11 protein-coding genes and 1 tRNA gene are annotated in these 14,565 nt (G+C 39.9%); 2 read left to right on the forward strand and 10 right to left on the reverse strand.

Annotated elements, in window-relative coordinates; translation table 11 throughout:
• Positions 1–135 precede the first annotated feature (135 nt).
• From clpB to crp, 3 genes are all read right to left on the reverse strand, one after another.
• Complete coding sequence (gene clpB, locus FTU83_RS02025) at positions 136–2,715, reverse strand: ATP-dependent chaperone ClpB (protein WP_180105573.1); 2,580 nt, start codon at positions 2,713–2,715, stop codon at positions 136–138.
• Positions 2,716–3,061: 346 nt separating this feature from the next.
• Entirely contained in the window at positions 3,062–4,111 is a 1,050-nt protein-coding gene (locus tag FTU83_RS02030) for an NADP(H)-dependent aldo-keto reductase (protein ID WP_180105574.1), read from the reverse strand.
• 202 nt (positions 4,112–4,313) lie between these two features.
• Positions 4,314–5,024 carry a cAMP-activated global transcriptional regulator CRP gene (gene crp / locus FTU83_RS02035; RefSeq protein WP_180004890.1) on the reverse strand — a complete coding sequence of 237 codons (711 nt, stop codon included), beginning with the start codon at positions 5,022–5,024 and terminating at the stop codon, positions 4,314–4,316.
• Positions 5,025–5,172: 148 nt separating this feature from the next.
• Here crp and FTU83_RS02040 point away from each other — a divergent pair, with 148 nt between their 5' ends.
• Entirely contained in the window at positions 5,173–5,601 is a 429-nt protein-coding gene (locus tag FTU83_RS02040) for an OsmC family protein (RefSeq protein WP_180088117.1), read from the forward strand.
• Between the two features lie 403 nt (positions 5,602–6,004).
• Positions 6,005–6,751, forward strand: coding sequence for an IS5 family transposase (locus FTU83_RS02045; protein ID WP_168377779.1), 747 nt, complete (start codon positions 6,005–6,007; stop codon positions 6,749–6,751).
• Positions 6,752–6,837: 86 nt separating this feature from the next.
• On the opposite strand, the gene FTU83_RS02050 is transcribed toward FTU83_RS02045, so the two are convergent.
• From FTU83_RS02050 to efp, 7 genes are all read right to left on the reverse strand, one after another.
• A tRNA-Val gene (locus FTU83_RS02050) sits at positions 6,838–6,914 on the reverse strand.
• Between the two features lie 32 nt (positions 6,915–6,946).
• The gene (locus tag FTU83_RS02055; RefSeq protein WP_180105575.1) at positions 6,947–8,959 is read right to left on the reverse strand and encodes a DUF3488 and transglutaminase-like domain-containing protein; all 2,013 of its coding nucleotides are present in this window, start codon (positions 8,957–8,959) and stop codon (positions 6,947–6,949) included.
• A 3-nt stretch (positions 8,960–8,962) separates the two neighbouring features.
• The gene (locus tag FTU83_RS02060) at positions 8,963–9,868 is read right to left on the reverse strand and encodes a DUF58 domain-containing protein (RefSeq protein ID WP_180063516.1); all 906 of its coding nucleotides are present in this window, start codon (positions 9,866–9,868) and stop codon (positions 8,963–8,965) included.
• A 12-nt stretch (positions 9,869–9,880) separates the two neighbouring features.
• Complete coding sequence (locus FTU83_RS02065; RefSeq protein WP_180105576.1) at positions 9,881–10,837, reverse strand: MoxR family ATPase; 957 nt, start codon at positions 10,835–10,837, stop codon at positions 9,881–9,883.
• Between the two features lie 229 nt (positions 10,838–11,066).
• Positions 11,067–11,369, reverse strand: coding sequence for a YbdD/YjiX family protein (locus FTU83_RS02070; RefSeq protein WP_078190160.1), 303 nt, complete (start codon positions 11,367–11,369; stop codon positions 11,067–11,069).
• Between the two features lie 13 nt (positions 11,370–11,382).
• Positions 11,383–13,485, reverse strand: a complete 2,103-nt coding sequence (locus tag FTU83_RS02075) for a carbon starvation CstA family protein (protein ID WP_078190161.1) — start codon at positions 13,483–13,485, stop codon at positions 11,383–11,385.
• A 194-nt stretch (positions 13,486–13,679) separates the two neighbouring features.
• Positions 13,680–14,249 carry an elongation factor P gene (efp, locus tag FTU83_RS02080; protein ID WP_067762759.1) on the reverse strand — a complete coding sequence of 190 codons (570 nt, stop codon included), beginning with the start codon at positions 14,247–14,249 and terminating at the stop codon, positions 13,680–13,682.
• Between the last annotated feature and the right edge of the window lie 316 nt (positions 14,250–14,565).

A 14,565-nucleotide genomic window follows, 5' to 3' on the forward strand; every position in this document is an offset into this window, starting at 1 on the left:
ATATTAGTGGGTGAAAATGATGAAATGCAATGAACTTTACGTATTTAAACGAAAATTACGACAAGCGTAAAATTAAAAAACCCGGCCTAAACCGGGTTTCTGTTTTTACAACTGGATGTAGCAGATTTGTGCTTTTTAGTTGAGTTTTAACTTTTCAAAAGTTAGGTGATCTCCTTCCGCTTGAACGACAATCGTATCGCCCGGTTGGAAAGCACCTGATAAGATTTTCTGTGCCAATGTATTTTCAACTTGTTGTTGGATAGCACGTTTCAGAGGACGTGCGCCATACACAGGGTCAAAACCAGCATCGATAAGTAATTCAAAGGCACTATCTTCAACCGCCAGACTCATGTCTTTATCTGCCAAACGAGAACGTAAGCGATCCAACTGAATATCCGCAATGCCACGAATTTGCGCTTTTTGTAAAGAGTGGAAAACCACCAACTCATCAATACGGTTCACAAATTCTGGACGGAAATGTTCCGAGACAGCAGCCATCACCACAGCACGAACTTCGTCTTTCGACGGGTTTTCACCTAATTCACGAACATCGGTTGAACCTAAGTTCGAGGTCATCACGATCACGGTGTTTTTGAAATCAATCACACGACCTTGTGAGTCTGTTAGTCGACCATCATCCAACACTTGAAGCAAGATGTTAAAGACGTCTGGATGTGCTTTTTCAACCTCATCAAACAACACCACACTATAAGGTTTACGACGTACAGCCTCGGTTAATACACCGCCTTCTTCATAACCCACATAGCCCGGAGGCGCACCTACTAAACGGCTCACCGAATGCTTTTCCATAAACTCTGACATGTCGATACGAATAATCGCATCATCACTGTCAAATAAGAAATTACCTAGCGCTTTGGTTAACTCAGTTTTACCTACACCTGTAGGCCCAAGGAATAAGAATGAACCACTTGGGCGGTTTGGATCGGATAATCCTGCACGAGAACGACGCACCGCATTCGACACTGCTACGACAGCTTCATCTTGACCCACTACACGGTTATGTAAGAACTCTTCCATATGTAAGAGTTTTTCACGTTCACCTTGCAACATTTTCGCAACAGGAATACCTGTAGCCGCACTTACCACTTCAGCGATTTCATTTTCTGTGACTTTGGTACGAATCAGTTTCGGTTCTTCGTTCACCTCGGCGACTTCTTCTTCATTCAAGCGTTTTTGCAACTCAGGAATAACGCCATATTGCAAACGGCTCGCTTCTGCTAAATCACCTTCACGTTGTGCTTTTTCAAAGGCAGTACGTGCTTTATCTAGCTCGATTTGAGCCTGATTCGTGCCGTCAACCAGACGTTTTTCCGCAATCCACACTTCTTCCAAATCGCTATATTCTTTTTGAACTTCAGCAATTTGTTTCTCCAAATGCTCAACTTCAGCCTTCGACACCGAATCCGCATCTTTTTTTACGGCTTCAAGTTGCATTTTTAACTGAATTAAACGGCGGTCTAAACGATCAAGTGGCTCTGGTTTAGAGTCAATTTCCATTTTGATTCGTGATGCTGCTTCATCAATCAAATCAATGGCTTTATCTGGCAACTGACGGTCTGTGATGTAACGGTGCGACATTTTTGCCGCAGCAATAATCGCAGAGTCTAAAATTTGCACACCATGATGGGTTGCATATTTGTCTTTTAGACCACGTAAAATCGCAATGGTGTCTTCCACGCTCGGTTCATCAACAATCACTTTTTGGAAACGGCGTTCTAATGCCGCATCCTTTTCGATATATTGACGGTACTCATCTAAGGTGGTTGCACCTACACAGCGAAGTTCGCCACGTGCCAACGCAGGTTTAAGCATATTCCCTGCATCCATTGCACCATCACCTTTACCTGCGCCAACAAGCGTATGTAATTCGTCAATGAAGAGAATGATCTCGCCATCATATTTGGCCAAATCTTTTAGAACTGCTTTAAGACGTTCTTCAAATTCACCACGGTATTTTGCACCTGCAAGCAATGAACCAAGGTCGAGTGAAAGTACACGTTTACCTTTCAGACTTTCAGGAACTTCGCCATTGACGATACGCTGTGCTAAGCCCTCAACGATTGCAGTTTTACCCACACCCGGCTCACCAATCAGTACGGGGTTGTTTTTACTACGGCGTGATAAAACCTGAATGGTACGGCGAATCTCTTCGTCACGACCAATGACCGGATCTAGCTTACCTTCTAATGCACGTGCATTGAGGTCTAAGGTATATTTGTTGAGTGAATCACGTTGATCTTCGTGGTTATTACTCATGACTTGTTCACCGCCTCGTATTTGTTCAATTGCACTACGTAATTTATCTGTCGTTACGCCTACACTATTTAATAAGGTTTTGGTTTTACCCGTTTCAGCTAAACCGAGAATCACCCAATCTGTAGAAAGAAACTCATCTCCAGCTTTTTGCGCAAAACTATCGGCTAAATTTAGCGCTTTGACTGCTTCAGGATTTAGGTTGATGTCCCCTGTCGGCGTAGCAATGGTGGCGGTATCCTGTAGGGCTTGCTGAAGTTTGGTTTTTAACTCAGGAAGATTAGCACCTGCCTGTTGTAACAAGCTTTGGTTCGAAGGCTCTTCAAGCAATGTCGAAAGAATATGGATTCCTTCAATGGCTGTATGGTCTTTCCCCATTGCTAAAGATTGGGCATCGGATAATGCTTGCTGCAAACGGTTTGTGAATTTTTCGAATCGCATTCTTGTTATTCCTCACAACAAATTCTGTACTTGAAGCATATATGGGAGTCATATTTAAAATTTCAAATACATTTTTAAATATTTTTCAATGAGTTAATTTTAAGATAAAGATAAATCTCAATTATAATATTGGTATAAATAGAATACTTTTCAAGTCATTTATTGAAGAATTTAGTACTTTATTATATTGTTTAAATACATATGTATTTTTAGGCAATTTTCTTGTCAACTCAACTGACTTTCTGACAATAAAATTCAATGATTTTCCATTTGCTTAAATAATACAAATGTCAAAAAAGCCCACATTTACATGCAGGCTTTTGCTTAATCCACTAAAAAGTTCAGCTTAAGGTGCAGGATTTGGCTGTTGGCGATGAATAGCTTCAATCCCTTTTAAAATGTCTTCTGATAAATTCACCTCAAAAGCATCAATATTTTCTTTCAACTGATCTAGATTTGTCGCACCAATAATTGTACTGGTGACAAAAAATTGCTGCTTAATAAATGCTAGTGCTAACTGTGTCAACGTTAAACCATGCTGTTCTGCCAATTGTGCATATTGTTCTGTTGCCCATTCACTCTCCGCATTTGAATAGCGGCTAAAGCGTGAAAATAGTGTCACTCGAGCATTGGCAGGACGCGCACCATGACGGAATTTACCTGTTAGATAACCAAATGCCAATGGAGAATATGCCAATAAGCCCACGCCTTCGTAGTGTGCAATTTCAGATAAACCTATTTCATAAGTACGGTTCAATAAACTATACGGATTTTGCACACTGACAATTTTTTCTAAACCATGCTTTTCTGCAAGTTGTAGGAATTTTAAAGTTCCCCATGGTGTTTCATTGGAGAGTCCAATAGTACGAATTCGGCCTTTTTTCACCTCATAACTTAAAGCAACCAATGTTTCTTCTAAATTGGTAATGGTTTGCGTACTGTTCGCTTCGGCATTGCCATAACCCAATTTACCGAAAAAGTTGGTTGGACGTTGCGGCCAATGCAACTGGTATAAGTCAAGATAATCTGTTTGTAAGCGCTGAAGAGAATGATCCAGTGCAGACTCAATTTCCGAAGCAATAAATTTAGTTTGCCCGTCACGAATATGACTACCGCCTTGTGACGGCCCTGCAATTTTTGAAGCTAAGATTAATTTATCACGTCCACCGCGAGCTGCAATCCAGTTACCAATAATAGTTTCAGTTGAACCTTGGGTTTCAGGTTTCGGTGGGACAGGATACATTTCTGCAGTATCCCAAAAGTTAAGACCACGCTCTAAAGCATAATCCAGTTGCTCGAAAGCTTCTGCTTGGGTGTTTTGTTCACCAAACGTCATAGTGCCTAAACAAATTTCTGGAACTAAAATTCCGCTATGTGCCAATGGTTTAAATTGCATGCCACAAATTCCCTCTTTATTTTAAATATCAATATATAAGTCACGAAGTAGCTTACCTAAGATATCGGCTTTGTTTAAATCATAATTTTCTGTTTATTTGTCAAAAAATGTGAGAAAAGCTTGTTCAGATATAATAGTGAGAAATGAATAGACATAAAAAAAGCAAACCCCTGAGTTTGCTTTTTTTTATTTAGAAGAATGATTATTCTTCGTCGTCAAATTCGTCAGAAGCCAATTGACTTTTATCTTCAAGCGATGCATCAAAAATTAGAATCGCTTTACCATCAGTTTCAATCATGCCTTGCTCTTCAAGTGTTTTTAGAACACGACCAACCATTTCACGGGAACAACCCACGATACGACCAATCTCTTGACGAGTAATACGAATCTGACGACCATTCGGCAAAATCATTGCTTCAGGTTGTGAAGATAAATCAATTAAGCAACGTGCAATTCGACCTGACACGTCAATAAACGCAAGGTCAGTTACTTTCCGTGTCGTATTTTTAAGACGGCGTACAAGCTGTGCAAATACCGCATAACTTAAGTCTGGGTATTGTTTACTTAATTCATGAAAGTTTTCATAGGTAATCTCAGCAATTTCACATACATCTCGCGTACGCACTTCTGCAGTACGCTGTGCATTTGCTTCGAATAGACCCATTTCCCCAAAAAAGTCACCCGCATTTAAGTACGCAACCACAATTTCACGCTCATCATCTTCGCGTAAAATGATAGATACTGAACCCTTAAGAATTAAATACAAAGATTTAGATTCTGAGCCCGCATCAATGATTGTTGTACGTTTTGGGTAACGATTAATATATGCACGTTTTAATAATGCCTTCACCGACTCAGGTAACTGCCCCGGAGATAGCGCATCTGTGCTAAGTTGTGAAAAGTTTGAAGTCATGCTAACAGTTTCCGAATATGGATAATTTATAGATCGCACAAGACCTAAAGTGAACTTGTCACACGTAAGAGTTGAAATTCCTTATCAACTCAATTTATGTTAGTGTACAGGTACTGCGTAAATTTATAGCTTTTTTTAGGGACTTGCAATGCAAACTAGTGTTCATTGGCTAGAGAATGTTGCTTTTGAAGCAAAAACTCAAAGTGGTCACACTGTTATGATGGATGGATCACAAGAATATGGCGGTGAAAACCGTGGTCCGCGCCCAATGGAACTGATTTTAACAGGACTTGGTGGTTGTGCATCTTTCGATATTGTGACGATTTTAAAGAAAGCACGCCAAGACATTACCGATGTTCGTTGTGAATTAAATGCAGAACGTGCCGACACTATTCCTGCTGTATTCACTAAAATTCATTTGCACTTTGTAATCACTGGTCATGGCGTGAAGGAAAAGCAAGTTGCAAAAGCGGTTGAACTTTCTGCTGAAAAATACTGTTCTGCTAGTAAAATGCTGATGGACGGTGGTGTAGAAATTACCCATGACTTCGAAATTTTAGAAGCTGAAGCGGCATAATATATTTGCTCAATTAAAAGCCGCATAGAATGCGGCTCTTTTGTTTCAAACAATCCGCTAAAGCACACATTGTATAAAGCACTGCTATATAGTCATAAACGCAGAAATATGAGCCAAAGAAGTTTGGCTTAATCACTTAAACAATCAATATCCAAATTGATGTATTTGCACATAGATGCATTTACACCCAATTCCATCTCATGATGATTTTACGACTCAATCCATATGAATCTATTCAAGCCAAATACGATTGAAAACGATTGCGAAGAACACCTTACATATAAGTAGATTTGATTTAACTATAGTCTTAATAACACTTTAATTAGGGTGTGTTGACACTTTTAGCTTAAAAAAATAGCGAAGTAGTAAAATCAAATCACCAAACCCAATTTTACTATTCGCTATGCCTCGTACCATGCTGACAGATCAACACTGGCAAAAGTTGAAAGTTATTCTGCGTAATTTATCCATTCACCACAACTCAAATTTACGCAATTTTATTGAAGCTATTCTCTATAGAATTAGAACAGGCTGTCCGTGGCGAGATATTCCTTCTTGTTTTGGTCATTCAAACTCTATTTTCAAACGTTTTAATCGTTGGTCAAGCAGCGGTAAGTTACTTAGATTATTCAAATTACTAGCCTCATGCCCCGATATGGAGTGGATTTTTATTGATGGCTCTCATGTACGTGCTCATCAACATTCTGCCGGCATAGCGAATCAATCTATTTCTAAAAGTGTAGGAGGAAACTCCTCAAAAATACATTTGATTGTTGATGCACATGGCAATCCTATTGATTTCATGATTACCGATGGAACCACACATGATGTTAAAGTTGCACATGATTTAATATCAACATTAGATTTAAAAGAGACAAAAGTGGTATGCGCAGATAAAGGCTATGATTCAGAATCACTGCGTGAACAGATCAGGAAAACAAGGACTAAAGCGAATATACCAAGGAAAACGAATAGCCAATCGAACAATGACCATATGGACTGGTATTTATATAAAATCAGGCATTTAGTTGAAAATATGTTTTGCAGATTAAAGGAATTTAGAGGAATAGCTACTCGATATGACAAGCTCAAAAGGAATTATCAAAGTTCTGTTGCTTTAGCCTGTATATTTTTATGGCTACCTTTATAGGGTTAATTATGAACAGTAAATGTCAACAGACCCTAATAATTTCAGATAAAAAAAAGCAGAATAATTTTGATTCTGCTTTTTGAATTTGGTAGGTTTAACCAGATTCGAACTGGTGACCTCTACGATGTCAACGTAGCGCTCTAACCAACTGAGCTATAAACCTAGAATGCGTAGAATCATATTCATTTTTATTTTTTATGACAAGCCCTTTTCTGAGTTTTTTAAACTTTGCGTACAAGTTTTAAGCAAAGCCTTAAAATATTGAATATCATGAGAACTTAGCGCGGTACCTACATAAATTTCCTGCTCAAATAACGTAATAACTTGTTCAAATGCCGCCCTTTCCTGTTCAGGTATATTTTCAGCCAAACGTTGTAACCAATGCCTAAAACTTTCTGAAGCCACTTTTTGCTGGCTCAAGGGTAAATTCTTAGCAAACTTGGCAATTTCTCTTTCAAGAGGGCTTAGGCTTTTTCTTTTTTTCCACAAAATCCATATAAAATATAATGCTACAATGCCACCAATACTCAAAATAAGAAGTAACCCACCTGCATAAGCAGAATTTACCCCGAGCTTTTTAAACCATTGTTGCTGTGATTCAGCATTATAACCCACCACTTTGCTTTGCCATTGGTAACTCGCATAATCACTCCATACACGGACTTTTTTCAACATCGAAAATTGTTGATAGGCCCAAGTCGACTGCTGGCTCCCCAAAATTGTCCGATCTTGTTCCATATAATCCTGCATCCCCCCATCGATACGCTGCGGTGCGATCATGGCCGTCGGATCAATACGACGCCAATGTTGATTGATATAAACCTCTGTCCACGCATGTGCATCAAGTTGACGAACTTCCCAACTTTTTCCATCTGGTGCTAATTGACCACCTTGATATCCCACGACAATACGCGATGGAACACCAACATAGCGCATCAACATTGCAAAGCTCGAAGCAAAATGTTCGCAAAAGCCCTGTCTTGATCCGAATAAAAAATCATCTATCCGATTTTGCCCCAATACACCTGGGCTTAAGGTATATGCAAAGCGATTTTGTTTATACCATTGCAAAACTTCGGCAATATAACGCTCGGGATTTTGATGACTTCGCTGCCATAATGTTTGGGCCAATTGTTGTGATTGAACATCCAAGTGTTCAACATAACGAGTATTTAATTTTTCAAGCAAAGCCACATTTTTTATTTGTGGCGGCTCTGCACGTCCTAACCATTTCAGTTGAATCGGCTCCGTGCGTGCTGTTAATCGGTAGGGTGTAATTCGACCATCTTGACCTAATGCAAAACGTGCTTCATTGGGAACGGATTGCTCCAACGACATAATCCACATCACACTTGGGTCGGCAGCCAAATATTGATAATTCAATGTCCGCTTGGGTTTTAACTCGGCTGGATTCAGCTGTATAACGTTCTGGTTAAAAAAATGACTGGTCCATTTAGAACCATCATATTCATCTAATGCCATCGCCCGCCAATACAGCTCTGTACGTGGTGGCAAGGCCTGAATATCTCCAATTATACGAAAAGCCAAACTACTCGACTGTGATAACTCAGCAATATCGCCCGGAGACATGCTATCACTTATCCCTGTTGTGGCTTTATTTTCAGGAATAGGAATGTGCCATAGCGGTGGCAGGCGTGGAAAAAAGAGAAACAGTAAAATAAAAAATGGAACAGCTAAGCCAATAAATTTTCCCACATGCCCAATATCTTGTTTAATCGCCTGTATTTCACCGCTTGAGTCTTGGCTAAAACCAACGGTCTGTAAACGGTACAACCCAATAAAACAGCTCAACAACGCCAATAAAATAACCAATGCCATGGCAAAAGACTGGCTAAACAAAAAACTACTGGCAATCACAAACATCGCAAAGTTATATAAAATAATTACATCACGACGTGTTTTTGTTTCTAAAGATTTAGCAAATAAAAATGTACTGAGTACTGCAACCCCTGCATCAACACCAATAAAGGTTTTATGGCTTATATAAATGCTAAATAATGCTGTCAATGTCAGCACATAAGTTAAAATTTTAGAAAATGGTTTTTTACTGGCGCGGGTATTGAGTAATAAAATAAGCCAAATGACTAAAAATACTAATGATGTCGCCACAGGGATATAAAGCATTTGTGCAATGAGCACCAAGGCTAAAGTGAGTAATATTGAGCGGCGTATGGTATTTTCAATCATCTCTTAAGCCTGCGCCAATAACCGTTTAGCTTCGGAAAAATGCAGTGCTCCAGTGCCTGATGCTAACTCAGCATTAGGTAAATACAGTGCATATTGATCGTGATTTTGCTCAGCCTGCTCGACCAAACCCATCATAAGACTAAGTTTTTCTTCATGACTTTGAGCTGGCATATAGTGATAATGAATCTCCAATTTCTTTAGATCTTCATATTGTTCAAAGACTTTCACATATAAGCCTTGTCCTCGTGCTGCTTGTTTCCAAGACACCGCATGAAGTGAATCCCCCGTCTGAAAACTCCGTAATTCGCGAAATTCATCAAGATCAGGTTCAAAATTTTGCTGTTGTTGCTTATTTTCAACGGAATGCAAACTGGCTTGAGGTGCAACCCACGCTGGTTGCTGTACGTACAAATACGTCCAGGCCCGAACTAAACCAAAAGGATAAACACTATAAATTTGTATTGGCGGAATCTGAAAAACACCGCGTTGGCTGGTTGTAAAATTTAATTGAAAGCATTGCTGTTGCGTATTGAACAGTAATTTATGTAGCTGATTTTCTGTTTTAATCCACAAATATCGCGCCTGTTCAACCTCTTGTTTAAAATAAATTTCGACCGAAAGTAATTCCCCAGCTTGCGGGATATCAACAACATTTATTTGAATCTGCAACGCATGAAGCTGTTTAAAAGTAATATAGAAACTAATACACAATACGGCGCTAATTAAAAAGCAAAAGCCTAAAATCAAATTATTGGCATAATTCACACCTGCAATAAAAGTGATGAAAATTAATACCAAATACAAGTAGCCTTGCTGATAGATAAAGATCAAGACATCTTTTTGAGTCAGCTGCTTGTGCTGATCGATTTTAAATCGACGTTCAATCCATTGCTGCCACATTGAAGCCAAGGTTCAACTCCTTTATTGGATCGAAACTTGTTCTAAAAGCTTAAAGGCTTCAAGATCTGACAACCCAATTCGATGAGATACCACAGCTGTAAAAACGGCTTGTACATCGTCAGGATTCACATAATTTCGCTGCTCAATCAGCGCATAGGCTTGCGCAGCTTTCTTTAAGGCTAAAACACCACGAGTAGAAAGACCATGTCTCCCCTTACGTGTCTCAGCAGCAAGATCCAAAATGTAATCCATTAAACGATCACTCAGATGTATCTGCTCGACAAACCCTTGTAGTTGTAAAATTTCTGCTTCATTAAAGATATGTGCTAATGCCGCAATCAGATCATGGCGTGAAGTTTGTTGGAGCAATAATTTCTCTGCCTGACGCGATGGATAACCTAAAGACAAACGCATTAAAAACCGGTCCAACTGGGACTCAGGTAAGGCATAAGTACCACTTTGAAATAAAGGGTTTTGTGTCGCAATCACCCAAAATGGTTGAGGCAAAGCATATCGCACACCGTCGACCGTCACATAGCCCTCTTCCATCGCTTCCAATAAAGCACTTTGGGTCTTTGGACTACAACGGTTGATTTCATCTGCCAATAAAATTTGGGTAAAAATCGGCCCAGATTTAAACTCAAAATGATGTTCTTTTTGATTAAACATATTTACCCCAATCACATCGCTGGCCAGCATGTCATTGGTAAATTGAATCCGTTGAAACTTTAATCCCGCCAAATGTGACAAGGCGCTAGATAATGTCGTTTTTCCTAAACCAGGTAAGTCTTCAAATAGCACATGCCCGCCTGCCAATAGACAAGCTAAAGCCAATTTGGTTTGCTGATTTTTATCCAAAATAATTTGGTTAATTTGTTCGAGGAATGTATTTATTTTCGGGTAAAAAGGCGCAAGGCTCTGCTCACTTAAAAGCGTTGATGTATTATTTTGTTGGCTTTTCTCTGATACCCAAAACACCTTTTATTCCCCAATAAAAAAGTTAAATGAATGACTAACATACAGGGTTTTATTTAAAAATACAGTGTTTATCTCCAATCTATACCTAGTTCAATACTTTAAATACATACGCTTGATATTTATTGGGTATACAAAAGCGTTGTTTTCGCTTCGACTGATCACAATTCAGCAAAAAAAAAGCGTCCCGAAGAACGCTTTTTTTATTGGATTTTTAGCACAAGTCAAAGCATTAGCAAGGACACTTCTTCATGTCACCACCAGCTGATGGATAACGTGCATCTACACAGTGACGATAAAATGTTTTTGCATCCATCGCTTCCAAATCAGGATGATGTTTTGCCATATGTTCCAAATAGTTTTGGTAATCTGGCACACCCACCATCAGGCGGAAGCTTTGCTGTAAACGTTGCCACAACGTCGCAATACGTGACCAATTTTTCGGGTTCAGAATTAGATCCTTCTGCGACATAATGGTCATTTTAATGATTTTATAAATCACCGTTTTTCCACTTTTTGCAAACTTCAGGTTCATTCATATTCCCCTATTAATGTGCTGAATTCGACGGATTAATTTCAGCTGGGTCACGGTAAATCGCTTCTGCTTCATTCACCGATGGATTTGGATTTGCCAAAGCACGACGCACCACACCAATCGCTGCAAATAACATCACAAATGCCACGATCATAAAGAATGCACAAAGACCAGCATTGATTTGATTCGACAATGCAACCGTATGCATTTCAGCCATGGTTTTTGCAGGTGCCAACAATTCATTTTTCGCAATTGCTGCGTTAAAACGATCTGCCTGAGCCAAGAAACCAATCTTTGGATTTTCGTGGAAAATCTTCTGCCAACCAGCGGTCATAGAAGTGATAAACAAGAATACTGTTGGGATAATCGTCACCCAAACATACTTTTGTTTTTTCATCTTGAATAAAATCACTGTACCCAAGATCAAAGCCATCGCAGCGAGAATTTGGTTACCAATACCAAATAGCGGCCATAAGCTATTAATACCACCAAGTGGGTCAACCACACCTTGGTAAACGAAGAAGCCCCAACCTGCGACAGCCACCGCTGTACCCAACAGATTTCCGAAGAAATTATGAGAGTTTTTAACCGCAGGAACCACGATACCCACTGTATCTTGCACCATGAAACGACATGCGCGAGTACCTGCATCCACAGCTGTTAAAATGAAAAGTGCTTCAAATAAAATCGCGAAGTGATACCAGAACGCCATCATTGAACGGTTATTGAAAATTTCCGTAATAATGTGAGCCATACCAATCGCAAATGTCGGCGCACCACCTGTACGAGACAGAATCGAATTTTCACCCACTTCTTGTGCAAGTAAGGTCAATGCTTCAGGTGTTACCACGAAGCCTAATGTACGAACTGCTTCTGCAGCGGACTCAACCGTTGTACCAATCACAGCTGCTGGCGCATTAATCGCAAAATACACACCAGGCTCAAGAATCGTTGCACAGACCAAAGCCATGATCGCAACAAAAGATTCCATCAACATGCCGCCATAACCGATCATGCGAATATCTTTTTCATTATTCACAAGCTTCGGTGTCGTTCCTGAAGAAACGAGCGCATGGAAACCTGAAATTGCACCACAGGCAATGGTAATAAACAAGAATGGGAACATTGAGCCTGCAAATACAGGACCTGTACCATCAATAAAATGCGTCACCGCTGGCATTTTCATTTCAGGCAATGCAAACATGATCCCGATTGCCAAACCTGCAATAACACCAATTTTCAAGAAGGTCGATAGGTAATCACGTGGTGCAAGCAGTAACCAAACAGGTAATACTGATGCCACGAAACCATAACCAATCAACCACCAAGTTAGTTCAGTCCCTGAAAGTGTAAAGAATGGACCCCAGTATGGGTGCTGTGCAATGTCACCACCATAGATAATCCCTGCCATCATCAGTACAAAACCAATGATCGACACTTCTGCAATTTTACCCGGACGGATAAATCGCATGTAGATACCCATGAAAATCGCAATCGGTACAGTGGCCGCGATACTGAAAACACCCCACGGACTGTTGGTCAACGCTTTTACAACAACCAAAGCAAGTACCGCAAGAATGATGATCATCACGCCAAGTGCACCAAGCATCACGATGATTCCGGCAAAAGAACCCAGTTCTTGTTTTGCCATTTCACCGAGTGAACGACCATCACGACGAGTCGAGATGAATAAGACTAAAAAGTCTTGAACCGCACCGGCGAGAACAACACCCACCAAGAGCCAAATTGTTCCCGGCAAATAACCCATTTGCGCAGCAAGGATCGGTCCGACTAAAGGACCTGCACCTGCAATCGCAGCAAAGTGGTGACCAAATAGAACGCTTTTATTGGTCGGCACATAATCCAAACCGTCAGCTAAGCGATGGGCAGGCGTTAAACGTCGCTCATTCAGTTCAAAGACTTTATTGGCAATAAATAAACTATAAAAACGATATGCAATGCTATACACACAGATTGCTGCAAGGATCAGCCAAACTGCATTGACATGCTCGCCTCGACTGAGTGCTAGTATGCCGAATGAAACGGCACCTAGAATGGCTACAAACAGCCAGATAATCTTTGAAGCCATTCCTGACTTCGGTTGAATGGTTTCCATCTCAATCCCTCATAAATGTTGAAATAAATCAGCTTGATTTTTCTTGTTCGAGGTACTGCTGTTTCTTCCCTTGAAACTCTACTCCTGTTATGGGCTTTTTCATCTAATACTTTGGCATAAAAATTTAAACCAATAGGTATAAAAAAAGGGATGAATCACTTCATCCCTTTCGATAATAGTCTATTTTTAAACCATTATGCACGTTCTAAATAGTCACCAGTACGGGTGTCTACACGAACGCTTTCTTCTTGCTGTACGAATAATGGAACACGTACAACTGCACCAGTTTCAAGCTTAGCAGGTTTACCGCCGCCGCCTGAAGTATCACCACGCACACCTGGATCAGTTTCAACGATTTTTAATACAACGAAGTTTGGCGCGCTCACAGTTAAAGGAACACCATTCCAAAGCATGATTGTGCAAAGTTCATTTGAATCATCTTTCAACCATTTAGCCGCGTCGCCCATAGCAACTTTATCAGCAGCGATTTGTTCGAAAGATTCTGGATCCATGAAGTTCCACATTTCACCATCGTTATACAAGTAGTTCATTTCAACTTCTTGGATGTCAGCAGCTTCTAGTGAATCACCAGATTTGAAAGTTTTTTCTAAAACTTTACCAGTTTTAAGGTTACGTAATTTTACGCGGTTAAAAGCTTGGCCTTTACCTGGTTTTACGTATTCGTTTTCCATGATTGAACATGGGTTACCGTCAAGCATGACCTTAAGGCCTGACTTGAAATCATTCGTAGAATAATAGGCCATGACTGGCTCACTCCAAACTTACTAACTTTAATCTATAGATGCTATGGGCTGTAACATGTCATTTAGCAAGTACTGACTGTAACATTGGCTGCCACATGCACATTAATGTGATATTGCGTATTCTAAATGACCAATGCACCATGTCGCAACGAAAAAATCCCCATTAAAGGGGTCAAGCTGCTTAACTTACACTCAGACATTAAAGAACTTTGTTTATACAATGCCCACAAACAGGTAAAATTGCTGTTTACTGAAACTTAATAAATGTTTCGTAGGCTTCATCCGTTGTGAGCTTTATCGGAATTATTTCAGCTTA

This window comes from Acinetobacter sp. YH12152 (assembly GCF_013418285.1).
GTDB classification, from domain to species: Bacteria; Pseudomonadota; Gammaproteobacteria; order Pseudomonadales; family Moraxellaceae; genus Acinetobacter; species Acinetobacter amyesii.

Bases quoted from the DNA above. Each gene is read 5' to 3' on its own strand.
- FTU83_RS02045 (WP_168377779.1), top strand. From the start codon at position 6,005: ATGCCTCGTACCATGCTGACAGATCAACACTGGCAAAAGTTGAAAGTT.
- clpB (WP_180105573.1), bottom strand. From the start codon at position 2,715: ATGCGATTCGAAAAATTCACAAACCGTTTGCAGCAAGCATTATCCGAT.
- FTU83_RS02075 (WP_078190161.1), bottom strand. From the start codon at position 13,485: ATGGAAACCATTCAACCGAAGTCAGGAATGGCTTCAAAGATTATCTGG.
- FTU83_RS02070 (WP_078190160.1), bottom strand. From the start codon at position 11,369: ATGAACCTGAAGTTTGCAAAAAGTGGAAAAACGGTGATTTATAAAATC.
- crp (WP_180004890.1), bottom strand. From the start codon at position 5,024: ATGACTTCAAACTTTTCACAACTTAGCACAGATGCGCTATCTCCGGGG.
- FTU83_RS02040 (WP_180088117.1), top strand. From the start codon at position 5,173: ATGCAAACTAGTGTTCATTGGCTAGAGAATGTTGCTTTTGAAGCAAAA.
- efp (WP_067762759.1), bottom strand. From the start codon at position 14,249: ATGGCCTATTATTCTACGAATGATTTCAAGTCAGGCCTTAAGGTCATG.
- FTU83_RS02030 (WP_180105574.1), bottom strand. From the start codon at position 4,111: ATGCAATTTAAACCATTGGCACATAGCGGAATTTTAGTTCCAGAAATT.
- FTU83_RS02055 (WP_180105575.1), bottom strand. From the start codon at position 8,959: ATGATTGAAAATACCATACGCCGCTCAATATTACTCACTTTAGCCTTG.